Genomic DNA, 21,431 nt, shown 5'->3' with positions numbered 1-21,431 from the left:
TGAGTGTCTGCCCGCCGCCGCCGGCCCCACCGGCGGGCGCCCACCATGACTTTCGGGTCGTGGCGGGCGCTTTGCCGTGGAATGCCGATTACGCCGTTGGGACGCGATCTGCGCTTGTTGTCGATTCCGGCCGGGCGGCCTGACGCAGCGCGGCGACGTGTCGTTCCCGGGATGGCCCGGCCAGCAGATGCCCGAGCGCGGCCAGCAGGCCCACCCCACCCACGATCAGCCAGTGCAGGTCGCCGAGGTGCTGAAGGCTCACTCCGCCGAGGGTGGGAGCGATGAAGGCGGCTGCCGGGAACGTCAGGTAGAAGACCGACTGGTAGCGCGCGCGCAACTGCGGCGGTGCCAGGTCGGCGTTGATCTGCGCGTTGGGCGGGGCGGCGAGCATCGAGCCGATCGTCCAGACCACCGCGGCGCCCAGGTAGACGGCCAGTTCGTCGGCGACGACCAACACCCCGAAGCCGAGCGCCAGCAGTGCGGTGGAGGCGGCCAGCACGACGTCCTTGCGGTGCCGGTCGATCAGCCGGGGCACGAACAGTTGCCCGATCACGATCAGCGCGCCGCCGAGTGCCACCACCACCCCGTACGCCGACGGGCCCAGGCCGTCTGCCCGCATGGCCAACGGCATGATCGTCGACGTCTGCATGGTGAGTACGGCCAGCACGAAGGTGAGCCCGACGAAGACCAGGAACGTGCGGTCGGTCAGCGCGGTGTGCAGCCCTGGCCGGCGGGGCCGGACGGACCTGGTGGCCGGACGAGCGGCCGGCGGACGGTCGGCTGTGGGCTTGGCCAGCCGCAGGGTTTCCGGCACCTTCCAGCCGATCACGGCGGCGGCGGTCAGAGTGGCACCGGCGTCGACCAGGAACAGCGCGGTGAAGCTCGCCTCGGCCAGCACCCCGGCGAGCAACGAGGCGACAGCCATGCCCAGGTTGAACGCCCAGAACTGGAGGTTGAAGGCGCGTGAGCGGCGTTCGGCGGGCACCACGTCGACGATCGCCGCTACGAACGCCGGGCTGGGCATCGAGTGGACCACGCCGACGAGCGCGGCGAGCACCGCGATCAGGAGAAGGGGTCGGCTGAAGGCGAGCGCCACCATCAGGGCGGCCGTTGCCAGGTGCGCGGCGAGCAGCGTCGCCCGGCGACCCCACCGGTCGGCGAGCACCCCGCCGAGCAGCACTCCGGCCGCTCCACCGGCCCCGTACGCGCCGACGACAGTGCCGGCCAGCCCGACGCTCGCCCCGCGTACGTCGGTGAGGTACAGCGAGAGGAACAGCATGGCGAAGGCGCCGGCCCGGTTGATCAGCAGGCCGGCCCAGAGATACCAGAAGGTGGCGGGGAGTCCGCCTGCGGTGTCGTGCCACCAGCGCCGCGCGGCGTACAACCGACCTCCCTACAGTTCAGTTTCTTAACCGTTTCACCTGCACGGTAGAAAACCCGGGCCGCCTCGCGCCAGTTGAAGCCCGAACCTCGGGCGTGTCGTCAGACGGCGGCCTCGGCGGGCTGGGACCCCCGGGTGGCGGTGACCGGTGTCAGCGCCTCGCCGGAGCGGCGCAGCGCGGCGGCACGCCGCTCCCTGGCCGGCCCCGACACCAGGTGGGCCACCGCGGTCACGACGCCGAGCGCGGCGCAGCCGTACCAGAGCGCGTCGTTGCCGATGTGCTCGCGCACCAGGCCGCCCAGGATCGGCGCGCTGGCCCCGGCGATCTGCCAGGAGAGCGAGAAAACGCCCTGATAGCGGCCGCGCAGCTCGGCGGGGGAGAGCTCGGCGATCAGAGTGGAGTTGGACGGCGAGTTCAGCATCTCGCCCACCGTCCAGATCAGCACGGTCAGCCCGTAGAACCAGGGGGTGCCGGCGAACGCGGTCAGCCCGAACCCGACGCCCATCACCACGGATGCCAGCGCGAGCACGTGTGAGCGGCTCCGACCCCGGATCAGTCGGGGCACGAAGAGCTGGCCGACCACGATCAGGATGCCGTTCAGCGCGATCACCGAGCCGTAGGTGGCCGGGCTCAGGCCGTCGTCGCCCATCGCGATCGGCAGCATCGAGATGTGCTGAAGGAAGACCAGCGCGGCGAACAGGTTGAGTGCCACGAAGCCGAGGTAGACCCGGTCGGTGAGGATCGTGCGCAGGGCGCCGCGCGGAGCCGTGGTGGTTGCGGTGGCGGTGACTGAACGGGCCTGTCGGGTCTCCGGCACCCGGCTGAAGATGATCAGCGCGGTGATCAGCATGGTGGCCGCGTCGACCACGAACAACAGCAGGTAGTCCGCCTGCGCGGCGAGACCGGCGAGGACGGCGGCGCAGGCGAAGCCCAGGTTGATCGCCCAGTAGTTGAGCGAGAACGCCCGCAGCCGGTCCTTCGCCGGCACCACGTCGATCATCATCGCGCCGAACGCGGGTCGGGCCGCCTCGGCGAACATGCCGAGCAGCAGGGCGCCCAGCGCCACCGCCCAGAGGTCCCGGGCCAGGCCGAGGCCGAGCATCATCGCGGCGGCGCCCACGTGTGCCGTGAGCAACGTCGGCCGCCGGCCCCACCGGTCCGCGAGAGTGCCGCCGGCGGTGGTGCCGAACGCGCCGCCGACGCCCCACAGGCCGATCACCAACCCGGCCTGCGAGGCCGAGAAGCCGCGTTCCTGGGTCAGGTAGATGGCGAGGAACACGAGGACGAACGAGCCGAGCCGGTTGATCAGGGTGCCCGACCACAGGTACCAGAAGGTGGTGGGCAGGCCGCCGGTGGTGTCCCGGAACCAGCTCCGCATCGTCCGCATATGGCGCCCCGCTTGCAAGTAATGACCGATATGACCGTCGCGCCTTACGACCCTAGTGGCGAGCCGAGCCGCTGGTCACCCGGATTTTCACGTGGTGGTCGTCACGACGGCTGCCCGCGTGTCCCCTCGGCGGTTGAGGCAGGATGATCCGCATGACTGCGAGCGAAGGGCCCACCGTCGGGACGCTGGTCCTGCTGCGACACGGTGAGAGCGACTGGAATGCCAAGAACCTCTTCACCGGTTGGGTGGACGTCGACCTGACCGAGAAGGGCGAGGGCGAGGCGAGGCGCGGCGGTGAGCTGATGCGCGAGCACAGCCTGCTGCCGGATGTCGTGCACACCAGCGTCATGCGCCGTGCGATCCGCACCGCCGAGCTGGCGCTCAACGCCGCCGACCGGCACTGGATCGCGGTGCGCCGGTCGTGGCGGCTCAACGAGCGGCACTACGGCGCCCTGCAGGGCAAGAACAAGAAGCAGACCCTCGACGAGTACGGCGAGGAGCAGTTCATGCTCTGGCGCCGGTCGTACGACACGCCGCCGCCGCCGATCGCGGACGACGACGAGTGGTCGCAGGTGGGTGACCCCCGCTACGCGCTGCTGCCGACCGAGCTGATGCCGCGCACGGAGTGCCTCAAGGACGTCGTCGACCGGATGCTGCCCTACTGGTACGACTCGATCGTGCCGGACATCCTGGCCGGCCGGACGGTGCTGGTGGCCGCGCACGGCAACTCGCTGCGCGCCCTGGTCAAGCACCTCGACCAGATCTCCGACGAGGCGATCGCCAAGCTCAACATCCCGACGGGCATCCCGCTGCGCTACGACCTGGACCCGCAGCTGCGCCCGCTCACGCTGGGCGGCACCTACCTCGACCCGACCGCCGCGAAGGCAGCCGCCGCGGCGGTGGCCAACCAGGGCCGCTGAACTGTCGGAAAGGGCCCCCTGTCACGCGCGAAGCGATGACCGGGGGCCCTTTCTCGTCTCGTACGTCAGTTGCTGGTGGGCGCGCTCTGCCCGGTGATCAGGTAGATCACGTGCTCGCCGGCGTTGACCGCGTGGTCGGCGAAGCGCTCGTAGAAGCGACCCAGCAGGGTGGCGTCGATCGCGGTCTCCACCCCGTACGGCCAGTCGTCGCCGAGGAGCACCGCGAACAGGTTCTTGTGCAGCTCGTCCATGGCGTCGTCGTCGCCGTCCAGCTCGCTGGCGAGGTCGACGTCGGGCTTCGCCAGCACCGAGCCGATCTTCACCGCCATCCGGTCGGCGATCTCGGACATCTCGGTGAAGACCGTCCGTAGCTCGGCCGGGACGGCCGGGGAGGGGTGCCGGCGCAGCGCGGTCTTCGCCACGTGCTCGGCCAGGTCGCCCATTCGTTCGAGATCAGCGGCCACGTGCAGCGCGGTGATCATCGCCCGGAGGTCGGAGGCGACCGGCGCCTGTCGGGCGAGCAGGTCACAGACCCGCTCCTCGACGTGCCGGTAGAGGTCGTCGATCTCGGCGTCCCGCTCGATGACCGTCTCGGCGGCCTGCCGGTCGGCGGTGAGCAGGGCGCGGGTGGCCTGGCGCATGGCGGCGCGGACGCCCTCCGCCATGTCCACCAGCAGTTGGCTGACGATCTGGAGGTCGGCCCGGAACTCGTCGCGCATCATCACGTCCTGTGGTCGGTCGCCGCCGACGGGTGCCGGCGCAGGGGGTTGAGCAGGTGCGACGCCAACGGTAGGGCGCTCGGACGGACCCCGGATGAACCACGGTGAACGACGCCAGACGCGGGGGTGAACAGTTCTGAAAGTGAGGGTGGTTCGTCCCGATCTGTGTGGTAGCCAGGTTAACAATGACCCTACGATCGCCGGGTGGAGTGGGCAGTGGCGGTCGTGGTCGCCGTGGCGTTGGTGGCCGGGTTGGCCGCCGGTTTCCTGCTGCCTCGGTTCCTGCCCGCGCGGGACGGCCGCTCCACGTCGACGGGCGGCGCGAGCTCCCGCTGGAGCAGGGGGAGGCCCGCGATAGCCGACGAGCAGCAGACCGGGCTCGGCCGCCGGACGATCGACTCGCTCCGGGCCGGTGTCGTGGTACTCGACAACGACGACGAGCCCGTGCTGATCAACCCGGCCGCCCGCGCGATGGGGCTTCTGCGTGCCGGCAGCAGCCCCGGCTCGATAGCCGCGCACCCGCTGATCCGTACCCTTGCCGGTCAGGTGCGACGCACCGGCGTGCGACGCGAGATCGAGCTTGACCTGCCCCGAGGTCGCGACAGCGCGGGCGAGAACCCGCTCGGCGTGCACCTGCGGGCGATGGGTCTGGGCAACGGGTTCGTCGCCGTCGAGGCGGTCGACGTGACCGAGTCGCACCGGCTGACCCGGGTGCGACGCGACTTCGTGGCCAACGTGAGCCACGAGCTGAAGACCCCGATCGGCGCGCTTCAACTGCTGGCCGAGGCCCTGCTGGACGCGACCGAACCGGCCGACGCGGCGGCGCCCGACCTCTCCGAGGACCTGGTGGCCGCCCGCCGGTTCGCCGAACGGATCCAGCACGAGTCGACCCGGCTGGGCCGGCTGGTGCAGGAGTTGTTGGAGTTGACCCGGTTGCAGGGCGCCGAACCGCAGCCGCCACCGGAGCCGGTCGCGCTGGACTGGGTGATCGCCGAGGTCGTCGATCGGACCCGCACCACCGCCTCCGCCCGAGGTGTCGAGGTGACCGTGGACGGTCAGCGGGGCCTCACCGCGTACGGCAGCGACTCGCAACTCGCCACGGCGGTGGCGAACCTTGTGGAGAACGCCATCAACTACTCCGGCGCGGACACCGCGGTGCGGGTCACCCTGCGCGGCGACGACGAGCACGTCGAGATCGCCGTCGCTGACCAGGGCATCGGCATCGCGCCCACCGACGTGGACCGGATCTTCGAACGGTTCTACCGGGCCGACCAGGCCCGCTCGCGTGCCACCGGCGGCACCGGGCTCGGGCTGGCGATCGTGAAACACATCGCGAGCAACCATGGCGGACGGGTCGAGGTGTCGAGCACTCTTGGTGGTGGATCGACGTTCACCCTCCGGCTGCCTGCCAGTCCACCGGACGACCTCCTGGCGACACTGCCGCCGGTTGGGATCGAGTCCGGTCCGGCTGGGCTACGGCAGGTCTGACAGCAATGGAAAGGAAATCCCCGTTGAGCCGCGTTCTCGTGGTCGAGGACGAGGAGTCGTTCTCCGACGCCTTGTCGTACATGCTCCGTAAGGAGGGTTTCGAGGTTTCGGTCGCCGCGACCGGACCCGACGCCCTCACCGAGTTCGACCGGACCGGCGCCGACATCGTGCTGCTCGACCTGATGTTGCCCGAGATGTCGGGGACCGAGGTCTGCCGGCAACTGCGGCAGCGCTCGGCCGTGCCGATCATCATGGTCACCGCCCGGGACAGCGAGATCGACAAGGTGGTCGGGCTGGAGATCGGCGCCGACGACTACGTCACCAAGCCGTACTCGCCGCGGGAACTGGTCGCCCGGATCCGGGCGGTGCTGCGCCGGCAGAGCCCGGAGGTGGCCGAGGCGGGTGCCCCGACGCTGGCCGCCGGGCCGGTGCGGATGGACATCGAGCGGCACGTGGTGACCGTCGACGGCGGCGCTGTGCAGCTGCCGTTGAAGGAGTTCGAGCTACTGGAGCTGCTGCTGCGCAACGCGGGCCGGGTGCTGACCCGTGGCCAGCTCATCGACCGGGTCTGGGGCGCCGACTATGTCGGTGACACCAAGACGCTGGACGTGCACGTGAAGCGGCTGCGTTCCAAGATCGAGCCGGAGCCGTCCGCGCCGCGTTTCATCGTCACCGTCCGGGGCCTGGGCTACAAGTTCGAGCCGTGATCGGCGTACCCGAAGGGGGTCTGCGTTCGACGCAGGCCCCCTTCGGGCTGTTGGCGCTCGGTCAGCGGACGACCTTGAGGTTGAAGATGGCGGTGTCGAGCCGGCCGTAGAGCCGCAACCAGAGCGGCAGCAGCATCTCGGTGCCCCGCGCGGTGGAGAGGTCGCCGAGGTCGATCACGTCGGTGTGCCCGAAGCTGATGAGCAGCCCGGTGACGATTCGCTTGGCCTCCGCGTCGTCACCGGAGACGAAGACGCTGTGCTCGCCGTCGGCGAGCTGACGCGGATGCACCATCAGCTCGGCGGTCAGCGTGTTGAGCGACTTGACCACCAAGGTCTGTGGAAACTCGCGCTGGATGCGTTCGGCGAGGGAGTCGGTGTTGTGCACCGACAGGGTGGGCGGGAAGCCCGCGCCGAAGTCGAGCGGGTTGGCGATGTCGAGCAGCACCTTGCCGGCCAGGTTCGGTGCGCCGGCCGCTTTCAGCGCGGGGAGCGAGCCGTTGCCGTTTGTGGCGTTCACCACCAGCTCGGCGGCGCTGGCGGCTTCGGCCAGGGTGGCCAGGCCGACCTCGGGGTGCTGCGCTGACCAGGCGGCGTAATCGCCGGCCCGGGTGGCCGCGACATCGCGGGTGCCGATGGTGACCTGATGGCCCAACTCCGCGGTGCGAGCGGCGATCGCCTGCCCGACCGAGCCGGTTCCGAGAACTGCGATACGCATGTCGATCGATCCTCCGTCGGTGTGCCGGGTGGACTCGTGCTGAGTGTCGGCAGACTAACAGACAGGTCTGTCTACTGCTGCCCCGTGCAAAGCTTCGTGCACGTAAGGCCACGTGCCAGGGCGGGGCTGGGTGTGCCCTGCGCAACCTGTAGAGCTGCCCCAGATGTGGGGCGGGTCAGGCGTGTGGCTCCAGGCGGACTGGAATCGCGCTGCTCGCGCTGCTCGCGCTGCTCGCGCTGCTCGCGCTGCTCGCGCTGCTCGCGCTGCTCGCGCTGCTCGCGCTGCTCGCGCTGCTCGCGCTGCTCGCGCTGCTCGCGCTGCTCGCGCTGCTCGCGCTGCCCGTGCTGCCCGTGCTGCCCGTGCTGCCCGTGCTGCTCGCTTTGAAGGTTCCGCCCCATATCTGGGGCAGCTCTACAGGGGTCGCGGGGGTGCCCCCAGGACCGGACAGTGGACGCGCCAAAGGCGGAGGTCAGGCGACCCACGCCCAGGCGAGCCACGCCCAGGTGGTGCCGGCCGTTGACGCGGTGGGATTGCAGACGGAACCGTCTGTAGGATCTGTGCCGCCACCAGCAGATCGAGGGAGTGCCGATGCCCGCGCCCCGCACCCCGGCCGGCTCGGCCCGGGACCGGATCCTGGACACCGCGTTCCGGCTGTTCTACTCGCACGGGCCGCGTGGCGTCGGGGTGGACACGGTGATCGCCGAGTCGGGCGTGGCGAAAGCGACGCTCTACAAGCATTTCCCGCGCAAGGACGATCTCGTGCTGGCGTACCTCGATCGGGTTGACCAGGCGTGGTTCGGCGCGTTGCGGGCGGCGGCCCGGGACGCCGGCGACGAGCCGCGCGACCAGTTGGTCGGAATGTTCGACGCGCTGGTCGGAGCCTGTCGCCGGGACGGATACCACGGCTGCGCGTTCATCAACACCGCCGCCGAGTCACCTGCGGGCGGGCCGGTGCACGCCCGGACAGTCGAGCACAAGACCGTGGTCCGCGCCTGGGTGACTGAGTTGGCCCGGCAGGCCGGCGCTGCCGAACCGGAACTGCTCGCCCGGCAGCTCACCCTGTTGCTCGACGGCGGGCTCGCCAGCGGTGTGCTGGACGGCGACCCGGCTATCGCCGAGGCGGCTCGGTGTAGCGCCCGCACCCTGGTCGACGACGCCCTGCGCTGACCCGTCGCCGAGCGCTCAGAACAGCTTGCGCAGCGCGGCGGCGATCTCGGCCACCTCCGTCAGCCGGCTTTCCGTAACGCTGATGACCAGGTCGTACGCGATGTCCTGGTCGACCTCGTCGAGCTGAGCGATGGTGACGGCGTGATTCTGGAGCAGGAAGGTGATCGCCACGATCCAGCCGATCCGCTTGTTGCCGTCCACGAACGGGTGGTTGTTGACCAGTGAGTGCAGCAGTGCAGCCGCCTTGGTCCACAGGTCGGGGTAGGCGTCTTCCCCGAACACGCTCGTCTGCGGCCGGGCCACAGCCGACTCGACGAGGCCGGCGTCCCTGATCCCAACGCCGATCTTGCGGGCGATGCCCGCCACGTCAGCGAGCGTGGGGTAACGGATCTCCGTCATCACTCCGCCAAGCGAGCGAGCAGCGTGGCGTGACGCTCGATGATCTCGTCGGCGAGGTCGCCGAACTCCTTGGCGTTCCGCCGGGCCAGGTAGTCGTCGATCGCGGTGACGACGACGGCGTGCATCGACCGTGCCTCTTCGTCCGCGACGAGACGGAGTCGCCGTTCACGGTCGTCGTCAAGTCGCAGCGTCATGGCCATGCCGAAAATGGTAGCAACTCTGCTACCAAGATCTGCTAAATCTGGTCGGCGGGGTGCGGGGCGACCATGCCCTGCTTCGTCCGGGCCGCGCACAGCTCGGCCAGCCGCTCGTAGGCGGCAGCGCCGATCAGCGCGGTCAGCTCCGGCCCGTACGACAGGTACATCGGCTCGGCGCCGACGTGCGCGTCCGTCGAGGAGGTGCACCACCAGTCCAGATCGTGCCCGCCGGCTCCCCAGCCCCGCCGGTCGAACTCGGACAGGGTGGAGACCAGCACCTTGGAGTTGTCGGGGCGCTTGACCCAGTCCTGATCGCGGCGGATCGGCAACTGCCAACAGACATCCGGCTTGTATTCCAACGGGTGCACCCCGTCGCGCAACGCCTGGCCGTGCAGGGCGCAGCCACCGCCGCCGGCGAAGTCGGCGTCGTTGAGGAACACGCACGGGCCCTCGGCACCCTGGGTGGCGGTGCGGCGGGCCGGGTTCTTGCCGTCGATGGTGTCCTCGTCGGTCCAGTTCTTGAACCCGCGCCGGAAGTGCTGCCAGGTCTCCGGGGTGAGCCGCTTGACGGCGTTGCGGACCCGTTTCTCGTCGTCCGAGTCGGTGAAGAACGCCCCGTGCGAGCAGCAACCGTCGGAGGCCCGACCGGCGATGATGCCGTGGCAGCCCTTGCCGAAGATGCAGGTCCAGCGGGAGAGCAGCCAGGTCAGGTCGGCCCGGATCAGGTGCGTCTCGTCAGCCGGGTCGGCGAACTCGATCCACTCCCGGGGAAAATCCAGTGGCACCTCGCGACTGCGCGGATCGCCCGGGTCGTCCACCAGCACACGGAGCTCCATCGTCACCCGGCCCAGCGTACGCGCGGTGACGTCCGCAGGCCGGCGAGCCGCGCAAACGTGTTGCGCCTAGGGTCTTCACCATGCGACTGGGTGTCCTCGACGTTGGATCCAACACGGTGCACCTCCTCGTGGTTGACGCGCACCACGGCGCGCACCCGTGGCCGGCGCACTCCGAGAAGGTGGTGCTCCGGCTGGCCGAGCAGATCGGCCCCGACGGTGCGCTGACCGAGGCGGGCGCCGACGGGCTGGTCAAGGCCGTCGGCATGGCGAAGGCGGCGGCCGCCGGGCTGGAGGCCGACGACCTCATCGCGTTCGCCACGTCCGCGGTGCGCGATGCCACCAACGCGGCCGACGTGCTGGCCCGGGTCCGGGACGAGACCGGCGTACGGCTGGCGGTGCTCTCCGGCGCGGACGAGGCGCGGATGACGTTCCTGGCCGTGCGGCGGTGGTTCGGCTGGTCGGCTGGTCGGCTGCTGGTGCTGGACATCGGCGGTGGCTCCCTGGAGATCGCCGCCGGGATCGACGAGGACCCTGCCGCCGCGGTCTCGCTGCCGCTCGGCGCCGGCCGGCTGACCCGGGAGCGACTGCGGGTCGACCCGGCCAGCGCGGCCCCGCCGTCGGCGGAGGCCGTCGAGAAGCTCCGCGAGTACGTGGACGGCCGGCTGGACAAGGTGGTCGACCAGATGACCGAGGTCGGCTGGGATCGGACGGTGGCCACCTCGAAGACGTTCCGCACCCTGGCCCGACTGGCCGGGGCGGCACCGTCCGGTTCGGGGCTCTGGGTGCGTCGCAGCCTGACCCGCGCCGGGTTGCGGCAGGTCATCGGGTTCATTCGGCACATCCCACCGGCGCAGCTCATGGAGCTGGAGGGTGTCAGTGCGGGTCGGGCCCACCAGTTGCTGGCCGGCGCGGTGGTCGCCGAGGCGGTGATGCGCCGCCTGGATCTGGACTCGCTGGACATCTGTCCGTGGGCGCTGCGTGAGGGGGTCATCCTCCGTCGGCTGGATCAACTCGAACCGATCTGAGCGGGCTCCCGGTTTCGGTCGGTTTGCCGGCGCTCGTCACGATGTCCCGGGCGCTGCCGGGCTACGCTGGTTGATGTGACTTCCCGCGTTCCCGTGCTCCTGTCCAGCTCGTCGGTCTTTCCCGAGCCGACCGCGGCGGCGTTCCAACTGGCTGCGGCACTCGGCTACGACGGCGTCGAGGTGATGGTCTGGACCGACGTGGTCAGCCAGGACGTTGGCGCGCTGCGCGGCCTCTCGGAGCACTACGGCGTGCCGGTGCTCTCGGTGCACGCGCCCTGCCTGCTGGTCACCCAGCGGGTGTGGAGCCCGGACCCGTGGGAGCGGCTGCGCAAGGCCGCCGAGCTGGCCGAGACGCTGGAGGCGCCGACCGTCGTGGTGCACCCGCCGTTCACCTGGCAGCGGGACTACGCGCGCAACTTCACCGAGGGGTTGGCCACCGTCGGGGACCGGTTCCCCGGGCTGCGCTTCGCCGTGGAGAACATGTACCCGGTGCGGATGGCCGGTCGGCAGTTCGTCCCGTACGTCCCGGGTTGGGATCCCACCGACACCGGCTACCCGTCGTACACCCTGGATCTGTCGCACTGCGCGGCCTCGCACAGCGACCCGCTGGAGATGGCCGACCGGATGGGCGCCGGCCTGGCGCACGTGCACCTCGGCGACGGCACCGGTGAGGGCCGCGACGAGCACCTGGTGCCCGGTCGTGGCACCCAGCCGTGCGGTGAGCTGCTCTCCTCGCTTGCCGGGCGTGGCTTCACCGGGTCGGTGGCGGTGGAGGTCGCCACCCGGGGCGCGAAGAGCCGCGCGGTGCGCGAGGCCGACCTGCGCGCCGCGCTGGAGTTCGCCCGCCAGCACCTGACCGCGCCGTCACCTGTCGACGTCTGACCCGTCCGCCCGAACCGGGCGGGGCGGTGTCAGCTGACCGGCGAGAGCGAGTCGACGCCGGCGGTCGGCTGCGCGGCGACCGTCACCTGCTCGCCGATTGCCGCCCGCTTGCGGGCCCGGTGCGCCGCCACGTGCGAACGGGTGGCGCACCGCTCCGAGCAGAACCGCCGGCAGCAGTTGGACGACGTGTCCAGGTAGACGTTGCCGCACCGCTCGTCGGCGCAGACCCCGAACCGGGCGCTGCCGTACTCGCAGAGCCAGACCGACAGCCCCCAGACCGCGCCGGCCAGGTATTCGGCACTGACCGAGGCGCCCCGGCTGGTGACGTGCATGTGCCAGTCGCTGGAGTCGTGCCCGGAGATGCGCGGCTGCACCGGAAACGCCTCCAGCAGCGCGTTCAGCTCGGTGACCGCCTGGCCGTCACGCCCGGAGGTGCCGTACTCGAAGACGTCGCGCAACCGCTTCTGGGCCCGTCGGAAAATCGCGACGTCCCGGTCCGCGACCTCGTCGCGCATCCAGGCGTTGTCGTCGGGGAAGAGGGCCCGCAGGTCGTCGAGGTCGTCCAGGCGGGCGTTGACCAGGTCAACACCGGTCCGGGCGTACGCGTCGAAGTTCACGCCCCCAACGGTAGACGACTCACGGGGTGCGCGGCGCGTCGATGTAGTGCGGCAGGAACCGCGCGTAGCCGTCGGTGATCAGGCTGGCGCTCTCCCGCACCCCCACTCCGGCCGATTCGCCGTCGACGATCCAGCTGCCCAGCACCATCCGGTTGCCCTCGAACTGCGGCAGCGCCCGGAACTCCTGGTAGCACCAGCCCTCGTCGCCGTAGATCCCCGGGTTGGTGATCTCCTCGTCGGCGGTGACGATGCGCACCGAGCCACCCTCCCGGCCGAGCAGGGGCTTGGCCACGTACTCGGACATGCCGCGCGGCGAGTCGAGGTACGCCGGGAGCAGGTACTCGTGGTCGGGGTACAGCTCCCACAGGACGGCGAGCAGCGCCTTGTTGGACAGCAGCAGCTTCCAGGCCGGCTCGATCCAGGTGGTCGGGGTGCCCGGGGCCAGCGCCGCCGGCCCGTACGGCTCGGCCAGCATCCACTCCCACGGGTAGAGCTTGAAGCACGTGGTCACCGGAAGGTCGTCGGCGTCGACGAAACGCCGGCCGTCCCAGCCGATCTTCTGAATGGGGAGCAACTCGACGTCGAGGCCGGCCTGTCGGGCGGTCTCGGCGAGGTAGCCGGCGGTCATGTGGTCCTCGCCGGACTCCTCCTCGTTCGACCAGAGCACGTGCACCCGGCGCTCGTGCAACCCGGCCCCGATCTTGGCCCAGGCGCCGACCAGCCGCTCGTGCAGGCTGTTCCACTGATCCAGCTCCGGCCGGGTCTCCTCCAGCCAGTACCACTGGATGATGCTCGCCTCGACCAGTGCGGTCGGGGTGTCCGCGTTGTATTCCAGCATCTTCGGTGGCCAGGTGCCGTCGTACGCCAGGTCGAAGCGCCCGTAGAGGGTGGGTGGCGCCTCGCGCAGTGACCGGGCCACCGCGTCGGCCGCCCACTCCGGGATGCCGAACTCGGCGTACCGGCGGTGGGTCACCACGTGCTCGGCGGCGGCCACGGACATCCGGTGCAGTTCCTCGGTGGCTTCCTCAAGGCGCAGCACCTCGTCCAGGCCGAAGGCGTACGCGGCGGTCTCGTCCCAGTACGACATGATCCCGCCGTCCGGCAGCTCGGTGTCGACGTAGACCAGCCCCTGCTCCCGGATGGTGGTGTCCCAGTCGGGTCGGGGTGTGACCGTCACACGGCGCATGTCAGCCGCCGCAGGAGGCGAGGTGGGTGCCGAACCCGCCGCGATCGGGCAGAGCCGCGGTGGTCGGCTCCGGTGCGGCACGACCGGCGGCGGAGTCGGGGACCCGCATCGCCAGCGCGACGGTGTCGCCGCCGCCGACGGGCCCGAGGGCGCAGTCGTCGTCATCGTCGTCGTCCGAGGTCATGTTGCAGCCGGAAAGGGCGAGCGCGAGCGCGGTGAGCGCGCCGAGCTGCACGGAGGCCGACCGGAGCCGGCGGCGAGGGCGTTGGTCCACGGCATCGTTGTAGCCGATCGGCGCCACCGCCGCCGTCCCGCCCCTGGGTCAGGAGGGATTTTGTTGTGGAACGGACCCTTCCCAGCATCCGGGCGGGCCGCACCGCCGCCCCTCGGCGGGGGCCCTGGCAGGGGCGTTACGCTCGGCTCATGCTCCGTTCCGTCATCCTCGCCGCCTCCCGGTCATCCCAGGTCGAGCGGCTCGTCGCGACTGCCCCGTACACCCGGGACGTCGTCCGCCGGTTCGTCGCCGGCGCTGCCACCGACGACGCGTTGCGCGCGACCCGCGGGCTCGTCGACGACGGTCTCGCGGTCACCCTCGACCACCTCGGTGAGGACACCGTCACCCCCGAGCAGGCCGTCGCCACCCGCGACGAATACCTGAAGCTGCTGAAGATGCTCGCCGCCGCGGGGCTGACCCCGGCCGCCGAGGTGAGTGTGAAGCTGTCCGCGCTCGGCCAGATGTTCGACGAGCAGTTGGCGTACGACAACGCGCGGGCGATCTGCGCGGCGGCCGACGCGGCGGGCACCACTGTCACCCTGGACATGGAGGACCACACCACCACCGACTCGACGCTGGAGGTGCTGGGCAGGCTGCGCAAGGACTTCCCGTCGACCGGCGCGGTGCTCCAGGCGTACCTGCGCCGGACCGAGTCGGACTGCCGGGAGCTGTCCTCGGCCGGGTCGCGGGTGCGGCTGTGCAAGGGCGCCTACAAGGAGCCGGAGTCGGTGGCGTACCAGTCGGCCCGTGAGGTGGACAAGTCGTACGTGCGCTGCATGAACATCCTGATGTCCGGCGACGGCTACCCGATGCTGGCCACCCACGACCCTCGGATGATCGCCATCGGTGAGGACCGGGCCCGGTGGTTCGACCGGGGGCCGGAGCGCTTCGAGTTCCAGATGCTCTACGGCATCCGCCCCGAGGAGCAGGCGCGCCTCGCGGGCGAGGGTTACACAGTGCGGACCTACGTCCCGTACGGCGACGAGTGGTACGGCTACCTGATGCGCCGGCTCGCCGAGCGCCCGGCCAACCTGGTCTTCTTCGGCCGCGCCCTGATCTCCAAGAAGTAACCCGACATCGGTCGACGGGCCGGCGGTGCCCCCCCCGGGGTCGGCGCCGGCCCGTTTCGCGTGATCCGGGTGACGACCTTGACCAGGAGCCTTAGCTTCTGAGCTGTGACAAGTGGCCAGGTGCGGCGCGACGGCGGACACATCGCGTACGAGGCGCACGGGCAGGGCCCGCTGGTCGTCCTCGTGCACGGCATGGGGGAGAACCGGGCGAGCTTCCGGCATCTCACGCCACTGCTGGTGGCAGCCGGTTACCGGGTCGCCCAAGTCGACGTCCGGGGGCACGGGGAGTCCAGTGCCGGCTGGTCCACGTACGCACCGGCCGAGGTCGGCGCCGACCTGCTGGCCGTGGTCCGCGACCTCGATGCCGGGCCGGCCGTGCTGGTCGGCAGCTCGTCCGGCGCCGCGGCGGTGGTCTTCGCCGCCGCCGACGCCCCGGAGCTGGTCTCCGGCATCGTGCAGATCGGCGCGTTCGTCGGTCAGCCGAAGCTCAACCCGCTGCTGCGGTTGACGCAGGCCGCAGTGCTGCGCAGCCCGCGACTGTTCGGGAGGTTCCACAACACGCTCTTCCCGGTGCACCGGCCCGCCGACGACGCCGCGTACCGCCGGTCGATGGTGGCCAACCTGCGTGAACCTGGCCGGATGGCCGCGACGCGCGGCGTGATCGCGCCGGCCGAGCCGCGCTGGACGGCCCGCGCCCCCCAGGTCCGGCAACCCGTGCTGGTGCTGATGGGTTCCAGGGATCCGGACTTCCCCGACCCGGGCGCGGAGGCCCGGGCCGCCCGCCGGCTCTTCCGCACCGCCGAGGCCCGGATGATCGAGGAGTCCGGCCACTACCCGCACGCCGACCGGCCGCAGCGCACCGCGGAGGAGCTGCTCGGCTTCCTGGCGGTGTGCACCGACGCCTAGGGTCGGCCTCGCCCCTCTCAGCAATTGGTCGTACCCTTCGGCGGGTGACTGACGGGGTGCAGCAGCCAGCACCACGGCGGCTCTGGCCGCTGTGGACGGTGCTCGTGGTGGTCTTCCTGCTGCTGGGCTGTGGCCTGCCGGCGCTGCTCGTCGTCGGAGTGATCCGGGAGAACGGCACCCGGTCCACGATCAGCCGGGCCGGCGTCTCGACGGCCGACGATCCCGCCACCACGGTGGCCCGAGGGCTGGCCGACCGGATGACCGCCCAGCTTCAACGGCAGTCCACTGCCCTGCTCGGCGGCGACCGCGCCGGTTTCCTCGCCGTCGCCGACCCCGCCGCGCACAGTGACCTGCGCCGCCGATTCGCCGCCCTACGCGGGCTGAAGGTCACCGTCTGGCGGGCCGAGCCGAGCGGTCTGCCCGCGCCGATCACCGACAAGCCGGGCGAGTGGCGGCTCCTGGTGCGGTTCCAGTACTGCTTCGTCGCACCGAACTGCCAGCCCAGCCCGGTGCTGATCGGCACCCGCTGGCGGGAGAACGGCGACCAGCCCCGGTTGGTCGCCATGGAGGAATCCAGGTCGGTGGAGACCGGCACCCGCCCCTGGGAGATCAGCGACCTGGCCGTGGCGATCGGCGCGCGGACCATCGTCGCCACCACCCCGGCGCTGCGCGGCAAGCTGCCCGGCCTGCTTGCCCAGGCCGAGGCGGCGGCCAGGGTCGCCGACGGGTACGCGGTGACCGGCTCGCCGCCGGACCGCTACCGGATCTTCTACGCCGGCCGGAACGAGTGGAAACGCTGGTACGGCGGCGACCGGCCGGAGTGGACCGGCGGTTACGCCGTGACAGTGGGCGGCGGGCACCACGAGGTGGTGCTCAACGCCGACGGGCTGTCCAGCAGCGGCACCGACGACCTGCTCCGGCACGAGTTGACCCACGCGGCCTCACTGCCGGAGCGCGGCTACCCGGGCAAGGACACCTGGTGGCTGGTGGAAGGGCTGGCCGAGTTCGCCGGCGCCGGCGGCCAGGCGGTCGACCGGTACGAGGGGATCGCCGACGTGCGGAAACTGGTCCGGGGCGGCTGGGATGGCCAGTTGGAGGGCATCAACCCCGCCGACGACGCCTCCGCCGAACGGGTCGCCGCCAGCTATGGCATCGGCTACCTGGCAGTTCGGCATCTCGTCGACCGGTACGGGCCGCTGCGGTTGCTCACCTTCTTCAAGACCGTGGTGCACGATCGCAGGACCCTCGACGTGGCCGCCGAGAAGGCGTTCGGCGAGCAGTGGTCGACGTTGCACGACGAGTGCGTCGCGTACGTCCGCGCCGCCACCGCCTGACCGACACCTCGTCGTCCAGGGCCTTCGGGCGGGAGTGACCGAGCGGCTCGCGGTCAGCGGGACGGCTGGTCGTACCATCGATGGGTGCGCCGCCCTCAGTTGCCGCGGCCCGCCAGCACCACGCGGCCCCGCCTGCTCATCGCCCTGACCGCCGTCGCCGTCCTCACCGCCACCACCGCCGCCTCGTGCGGTGACGACCAGCCGCCTGTCGCGCTCGCCTCGGCCGCCCGCAACCCGGTCAGCGAGGTCATCGACGCGCCGGCGACGGTGACGGCCCGGGCCGCAGCCACCCTGACCGCTCCCGCCGACGGCACCCTGTCCAGCCTGCGCGTCCAACCGGGACAGTCGGTGAAGCGTGGCCAGGTTCTCGCGGTGGTCGACTCGCCCTCCGCCCAGCAGCGGCTGCGGCAGGCGAAGGAGGCGTTGGACGCGGCGAAGCGCGCCGGGCGGAGTGTCTCGACGGGTGACCTGACCGGCAGCCGGCGCGACACCGACAAGGCCGCGAACGAGGCGTTCGACGCCGCCCGGAAGGCCGCCGAGAAGATCGCCGACCCACAGTTGAAGAACGCGCTGCTGACCCAGGTGACGTCCGCCCAGCGGCAGTACGCTGCCGCCGCCCGGAGCGCCGACCAGGCCGTCCGCGCGGTGCAGCGGGGGATCAGCGGGCTGAACTCCGCCGTCGGCGCGCTGTCCGCGGCGCAGCGGCTCCAGGCCCAGCAGGGGTACGACCTGGCGAAGTCGACAGTCGACGCGCTGACCCTGCGCGCTCCGATCGCCGGTGTGGTGCAACCCGGCGGCACCCGGGCCGGCGGCGGCGGGACCGGAGGCCTCGCCGGGCTGTTGGAGCAGGCCGGTGGCGCTCAGGCCGCGGGCCTCGACCCGTCGGTGCTGGCCCCCAGCCAGGGTGGACCGCCGGCCGGGGTGGACGACGCGGTCGCGGTCGGCGGCCGGGTCACCGCCGGCACGCCGGTGCTGACCGTGGTCGACACCGGGCAGTTGGGGCTGCTCGCCGAGGTGGACGAGACCGACGTGCTGCTGGTCAAGGCCGGTGTGACGGCCACTGTCGAGCTGGACGCCGTCACCGGCGCCAGCTACGACGCCACCGTCCGCTCGGTCGACGTGCTGCCCACCAGCTCCGCGCAGGGCGGGGTCAGCTACCGGGTGCGCCTCGCACTGGGCGCCGGGAAGCTGGCCGAGGACGAGCCGGCCCCCACGCCCCGCCCGGGCATGAACGCGATCGTCCACCTGCGGGTCCGCGAGGCAGCCGACGCGGTGACCGTTCCCGCCTCGGCGGTGTTCTCCGCCGACGGCCGGGACGCGGTCTGGGTGGTCCGCGAGGGCAGGGCCGGCCGGGCGGCGGTGACCGTGGGCGTCCAGGGGTCGGATCTGGTGCAGATCCTCAACGGTGTCCAACCCGGTGACCGGATCGTGGTGCGCGGCACCGACCAGGTGCGCGACGGCCAGGAGGTGCGGTGACCGGCGCCCCGCCGGCGATCGAGGCGGTGGACGTGTCCCGGACGTACCACCTCGAAGGGGTGTCCGTGGAGGCGTTGCGCGGGGTGTCGCTGGTCGTGCAACCGGGGGACTACGTGGCCCTGGTCGGCCCGTCCGGCTCGGGCAAGTCCACGCTCATGCACCTGCTCGGTGGGCTGGACCGGCCGACCGGTGGTCGTCTGGTGATCGGCGGGCGGGACGTCAACGCGCTGACCCCGCCGGAGATGGCGACCCTGCGCAACGAGACGATCGGGTTCGTCTTCCAGGCGTTCCACCTGCTGCCGCGTACCTCGGCGGTGGAGAACGTGGCCCTGCCGCTGGTCTACCGGGGTGTGTCGGCCCGGCAGCGCCGCGAGCGGGCGGCGGCGATGCTCGGCCGCGTCGGCCTCGGGCACCGACTGGACCACCGGCCCAACCAGATGTCCGGCGGTGAGCAGCAACGGGTCGCCATCGCCCGCGCGCTGGTCACCGAACCGACGGTGCTGTTGGCCGACGAGCCCACCGGCAACCTGGACAGCGTCACCGGCGCGGCGGTGCTGGAGCTGTTGGAGCGACTGAACGCGGAGTCCGGGGTGGCGCTGGTGATGGTCACCCACGATCAGGAGGTGGCGGCGCGGGCGCGTCGCCGGATCACGATGCGCGACGGCGCGGTCGTGGCGGACAGCGCCGCGGCCGACGGCGCCGCGGTCGTACGCCCGGCGGACGCGGACGGCGACGACCCGCACTCCGACCATGATCGACCGCCGTCCGTTGATCACGGTCGACCTGCGACACTGGTCCCCGCTCCCAGCGCGGAGCCCCGGTCCGCGTCCGGAAGCGGTCCGGGGCACCCGTCCGGTGGCTCCGGTGGCGCCGCCGGAGCCACCGGGCGCCTTCCGCGCGGGGCCGACCCGGGCGAGCCCGGTGTCCAGCGGCCCGGAGGTGCGACGTGAGGGTCGCCGAGGCGTGGCGGGTGGCACTGGACGCCCTACGGGCCAACCGGCTGCGCAGCGCGCTGACCATGCTCGGGGTGATCATCGGGGTGGCCTCGGTGGTCCTGCTGGTGGCCATCGGCACCGGCACCAAGCAGAAGGTCGAGCAACAGGTCGAGGGCCTCGGCTCCAACCTGCTGCTGGTCGTCCCCGGCCGGATCGAGGTGGGCAACGCGCCGGTGGTCTCGCCGCTGACCCTCAAGGACGTGGACGCCGTCACCAGGGTTGTCGGCGACCCGGACCGGGTGGCGGTCACTGTCGCCTCCGGTGCGACCGCACGAGCCGGCGCCCGCTCGGACTTCACGACCGTGCAGGGGGTGCTGGAAACCACCCCGGCGGTGTTCACCCGGTCGCTGGCCCGGGGCCGCTACCTCACCGGCACCGACGTGGACACCAGTCGGCGGGTGGCGGTGCTCGGCGACTCGGTGGCCCGCGCGCTCTTCCCCGACCGGGACCCGCTCGGCCAGCAGGTGGCGCTGGCCGGGGTGCGGTTCCGGGTGATCGGCGTCTTCGCGCCACTGGGGCAGAGCCTCGGTGTCGACCGGGACGACGAGGTGCACGTACCGGTGACCGCCGCGCAGCGACTGTGGGGCACCCAGCGGGTGGACGGCATCGCGGTGAAGGCACCCGACCGGGAGCGCATCGACGAACTGGGCGAACGGATCGTCGCCGAACTCAACCGCCGCCACCCCGACACCGAGTTCAGCGCGGTCACCCAGCAGCAGATCCTCGGTGTGCTCGGCGACATCCTCGGCGTCCTCACTGGCGTCCTGGCCGCCATCGCCGGCATCTCGTTGCTGGTCGGCGGCGTCGGCGTCTCCAACATCATGCTGGTCAGCGTCCGGGAGCGGACCCGGGAGATCGGGCTCCGCAAGGCCGTCGGCGCGCGCCCGCGCGACATCGGGGTGCAGTTCCTGCTCGAAGCGGTGCTGCTCACCACGATCGGCGGGCTGACCGGGATGGCGCTGGGCGTGGGGACCGCCCTACTGGTCAACGAGTTGTCGCCGATCCCCGCCGCGATCACCTGGTGGTCGTTGGCGCTCGCCTTCGGGGTCTCGGCGGTGGTGGGCATCGTCTTCGGGGTCGTGCCCGCGCAGCGCGCCGGCCGGCTCGACCCGGTGGTCGCGCTGCGCGCCGAATGAGCAGGGTCGAAGCAATCGGACGGCGGTCTCAGGCGGGCAGATACCGGGAGCACGGATCGGGTGAACCAGCGATCGAAGCATGATCAGTTGTACGAAGGGATCGCGCCGGTCACAACCGCCCCGCTACCGTACTGGTAACACGCGCGTCGCCGGCCCGGCCCGGAGCATCCGTCGGGTTGGCACGCGCCGGGCATGGGATGGGTCGGTGAGCCATGGCCGGGTCGCAGTCCGACGGACGGCTGTCGGAGGTCAAGTTCCTGACCGTCGCTGAGGTGGCGACGGTCATGCGGGTGTCGAAGATGACGGTCTATCGACTGGTGCACAGCGGTGAGCTCACCGCCGTCCGGGTCGGCCGCTCATTCCGGGTGCCCGAGCATGCGGTGCACGAATATCTTCGGGGTGCTTTTCAGGAAACCGCCTGAGCCACCGTTCCGCCCTCCAGGTGCCTTGTGACCGGCATCGGTGAGCGCGAGGAGTGAGCTTGCGAGCCCCGCAGGCGCGAGCGAAAGGTGGCCCCGACGGGGGCGCGTTGGTCCGGCTGACGCTCTCCGGCTACCCTGGAGCCCGACCGAGACCCCACCGGTGCGTCCCGCCGCCCAGACTGGTCCGGTCC

The 21,431-nt window shown here is 71.6% G+C and carries 24 protein-coding genes; 13 read left to right on the top strand and 11 right to left on the bottom strand.

Features of this window, described 5'->3' with window-relative positions; genetic code table 11:
- Nucleotides 1-88 precede the first annotated feature (88 nt).
- Nucleotides 89-1,384 carry an MFS transporter gene (locus KBX46_RS04410; RefSeq protein ID WP_210791056.1) on the bottom strand — a complete coding sequence of 432 codons (1,296 nt, stop codon included), beginning with the start codon at nucleotides 1,382-1,384 and terminating at the stop codon, nucleotides 89-91.
- Between the two features lie 98 nt (nucleotides 1,385-1,482).
- Nucleotides 1,483-2,769 carry an MFS transporter gene (locus KBX46_RS04405; RefSeq protein ID WP_210791053.1) on the bottom strand — a complete coding sequence of 429 codons (1,287 nt, stop codon included), beginning with the start codon at nucleotides 2,767-2,769 and terminating at the stop codon, nucleotides 1,483-1,485.
- 152 nt (nucleotides 2,770-2,921) lie between these two features.
- Between KBX46_RS04405 and KBX46_RS04400 the strand changes: the two genes are divergently transcribed.
- Nucleotides 2,922-3,689 (top strand): phosphoglyceromutase, encoded by a 768-nt coding sequence (locus KBX46_RS04400; protein ID WP_141911319.1) that lies wholly within the window; start codon nucleotides 2,922-2,924, stop codon nucleotides 3,687-3,689.
- Nucleotides 3,690-3,754: 65 nt separating this feature from the next.
- On the opposite strand, the gene phoU is transcribed toward KBX46_RS04400, so the two are convergent.
- Nucleotides 3,755-4,408, bottom strand: coding sequence for a phosphate signaling complex protein PhoU (gene phoU / locus KBX46_RS04395; RefSeq protein WP_088952041.1), 654 nt, complete (start codon nucleotides 4,406-4,408; stop codon nucleotides 3,755-3,757).
- 204 nt (nucleotides 4,409-4,612) lie between these two features.
- Between phoU and KBX46_RS04390 the strand changes: the two genes are divergently transcribed.
- Both KBX46_RS04390 and KBX46_RS04385 read left to right on the top strand, forming a co-directional pair.
- Nucleotides 4,613-5,896, top strand: coding sequence for a cell wall metabolism sensor histidine kinase WalK (locus tag KBX46_RS04390; RefSeq protein ID WP_210791051.1), 1,284 nt, complete (start codon nucleotides 4,613-4,615; stop codon nucleotides 5,894-5,896).
- A gap of 23 nt (nucleotides 5,897-5,919) precedes the next feature.
- Nucleotides 5,920-6,603, top strand: coding sequence for a response regulator transcription factor (locus tag KBX46_RS04385; RefSeq protein ID WP_210791049.1), 684 nt, complete (start codon nucleotides 5,920-5,922; stop codon nucleotides 6,601-6,603).
- A 61-nt stretch (nucleotides 6,604-6,664) separates the two neighbouring features.
- Here the strand turns inward: KBX46_RS04385 and KBX46_RS04380 are convergent, their stop codons facing one another.
- On the bottom strand, nucleotides 6,665-7,318 hold the full coding sequence (locus tag KBX46_RS04380) for an NADPH-dependent F420 reductase (protein ID WP_210791047.1): 654 nt from the start codon (nucleotides 7,316-7,318) through the stop codon (nucleotides 6,665-6,667).
- A 71-nt stretch (nucleotides 7,319-7,389) separates the two neighbouring features.
- Nucleotides 7,390-7,716: a hypothetical protein gene (locus KBX46_RS04375; protein ID WP_210791045.1), complete on the bottom strand. Its 327-nt coding sequence runs from the start codon at nucleotides 7,714-7,716 to the stop codon at nucleotides 7,390-7,392.
- Between the two features lie 190 nt (nucleotides 7,717-7,906).
- Between KBX46_RS04375 and KBX46_RS04370 the strand changes: the two genes are divergently transcribed.
- Nucleotides 7,907-8,485, top strand: a complete 579-nt coding sequence (locus KBX46_RS04370; RefSeq protein ID WP_210791043.1) for a TetR/AcrR family transcriptional regulator — start codon at nucleotides 7,907-7,909, stop codon at nucleotides 8,483-8,485.
- 15 nt (nucleotides 8,486-8,500) lie between these two features.
- On the opposite strand, the gene KBX46_RS04365 is transcribed toward KBX46_RS04370, so the two are convergent.
- Genes KBX46_RS04365 through KBX46_RS04355 form a run of 3 tightly spaced genes read right to left on the bottom strand, consistent with a single transcriptional unit; the run spans nucleotide 8,501 to nucleotide 9,917 of the window.
- Nucleotides 8,501-8,884 carry a type II toxin-antitoxin system death-on-curing family toxin gene (locus tag KBX46_RS04365; protein WP_210791041.1) on the bottom strand — a complete coding sequence of 128 codons (384 nt, stop codon included), beginning with the start codon at nucleotides 8,882-8,884 and terminating at the stop codon, nucleotides 8,501-8,503.
- Nucleotides 8,884-9,084 carry a CopG family transcriptional regulator gene (locus KBX46_RS04360; protein ID WP_145790112.1) on the bottom strand — a complete coding sequence of 67 codons (201 nt, stop codon included), beginning with the start codon at nucleotides 9,082-9,084 and terminating at the stop codon, nucleotides 8,884-8,886. Before KBX46_RS04360 ends, KBX46_RS04365 begins: the two co-directional genes overlap by 1 nt.
- Before the next feature lie 35 nt (nucleotides 9,085-9,119).
- On the bottom strand, nucleotides 9,120-9,917 hold the full coding sequence (locus KBX46_RS04355) for a hypothetical protein (RefSeq protein ID WP_210791435.1): 798 nt from the start codon (nucleotides 9,915-9,917) through the stop codon (nucleotides 9,120-9,122).
- An 80-nt stretch (nucleotides 9,918-9,997) separates the two neighbouring features.
- Here KBX46_RS04355 and KBX46_RS04350 point away from each other — a divergent pair, with 80 nt between their 5' ends.
- On the top strand, nucleotides 9,998-10,942 hold the full coding sequence (locus tag KBX46_RS04350) for a Ppx/GppA phosphatase family protein (protein ID WP_088950351.1): 945 nt from the start codon (nucleotides 9,998-10,000) through the stop codon (nucleotides 10,940-10,942).
- Nucleotides 10,943-11,017: 75 nt separating this feature from the next.
- Entirely contained in the window at nucleotides 11,018-11,824 is an 807-nt protein-coding gene (locus KBX46_RS04345; RefSeq protein WP_088950350.1) for a sugar phosphate isomerase/epimerase, read from the top strand.
- A gap of 29 nt (nucleotides 11,825-11,853) precedes the next feature.
- On the opposite strand, the gene KBX46_RS04340 is transcribed toward KBX46_RS04345, so the two are convergent.
- From KBX46_RS04340 to KBX46_RS04330, 3 genes are read right to left on the bottom strand one after another with little or no spacing between them, the layout of a single operon-like run.
- Nucleotides 11,854-12,441, bottom strand: a complete 588-nt coding sequence (locus KBX46_RS04340; protein WP_088950349.1) for a CGNR zinc finger domain-containing protein — start codon at nucleotides 12,439-12,441, stop codon at nucleotides 11,854-11,856.
- Between the two features lie 19 nt (nucleotides 12,442-12,460).
- A complete protein-coding gene (locus KBX46_RS04335; protein ID WP_210791039.1) occupies nucleotides 12,461-13,627 on the bottom strand; it encodes a glutathionylspermidine synthase family protein in 1,167 nt (388 codons plus the stop codon).
- Between the two features lies 1 nt (nucleotide 13,628).
- Nucleotides 13,629-13,901, bottom strand: coding sequence for a hypothetical protein (locus tag KBX46_RS04330; RefSeq protein ID WP_231927149.1), 273 nt, complete (start codon nucleotides 13,899-13,901; stop codon nucleotides 13,629-13,631).
- 149 nt (nucleotides 13,902-14,050) lie between these two features.
- Between KBX46_RS04330 and KBX46_RS04325 the strand changes: the two genes are divergently transcribed.
- From KBX46_RS04325 to KBX46_RS04295, 7 genes are all read left to right on the top strand, one after another.
- Nucleotides 14,051-14,971 carry a proline dehydrogenase family protein gene (locus KBX46_RS04325; protein ID WP_088950347.1) on the top strand — a complete coding sequence of 307 codons (921 nt, stop codon included), beginning with the start codon at nucleotides 14,051-14,053 and terminating at the stop codon, nucleotides 14,969-14,971.
- 105 nt (nucleotides 14,972-15,076) lie between these two features.
- Complete coding sequence (locus KBX46_RS04320) at nucleotides 15,077-15,877, top strand: alpha/beta fold hydrolase (RefSeq protein ID WP_210791037.1); 801 nt, start codon at nucleotides 15,077-15,079, stop codon at nucleotides 15,875-15,877.
- A 44-nt stretch (nucleotides 15,878-15,921) separates the two neighbouring features.
- Nucleotides 15,922-17,211 (top strand): hypothetical protein, encoded by a 1,290-nt coding sequence (locus KBX46_RS04315; RefSeq protein ID WP_210791036.1) that lies wholly within the window; start codon nucleotides 15,922-15,924, stop codon nucleotides 17,209-17,211.
- Between the two features lie 84 nt (nucleotides 17,212-17,295).
- Nucleotides 17,296-18,687 carry an efflux RND transporter periplasmic adaptor subunit gene (locus KBX46_RS04310; protein ID WP_210791034.1) on the top strand — a complete coding sequence of 464 codons (1,392 nt, stop codon included), beginning with the start codon at nucleotides 17,296-17,298 and terminating at the stop codon, nucleotides 18,685-18,687.
- Nucleotides 18,684-19,637: an ABC transporter ATP-binding protein gene (locus KBX46_RS04305; protein WP_210791032.1), complete on the top strand. Its 954-nt coding sequence runs from the start codon at nucleotides 18,684-18,686 to the stop codon at nucleotides 19,635-19,637. Before KBX46_RS04310 ends, KBX46_RS04305 begins: the two co-directional genes overlap by 4 nt.
- The gene (locus tag KBX46_RS04300; RefSeq protein ID WP_210791030.1) at nucleotides 19,634-20,818 is read left to right on the top strand and encodes an ABC transporter permease; all 1,185 of its coding nucleotides are present in this window, start codon (nucleotides 19,634-19,636) and stop codon (nucleotides 20,816-20,818) included. The genes KBX46_RS04305 and KBX46_RS04300 overlap by 4 nt, the downstream gene beginning before the upstream one ends.
- Nucleotides 20,819-21,030: 212 nt before the next feature.
- Entirely contained in the window at nucleotides 21,031-21,240 is a 210-nt protein-coding gene (locus tag KBX46_RS04295) for a helix-turn-helix domain-containing protein (protein WP_007465625.1), read from the top strand.
- The last annotated feature ends 191 nt before the right edge of the window (nucleotides 21,241-21,431 follow it).

Source organism: Micromonospora sp. C81, from assembly GCF_018070425.1.
In the GTDB taxonomy this organism is placed as follows: Bacteria; Actinomycetota; Actinomycetes; order Mycobacteriales; family Micromonosporaceae; genus Micromonospora; species Micromonospora zamorensis.
The sequence above is the reverse complement of the archived record's forward strand: the minus strand, read 5'-3'. Positions and strand labels throughout refer to the sequence as shown.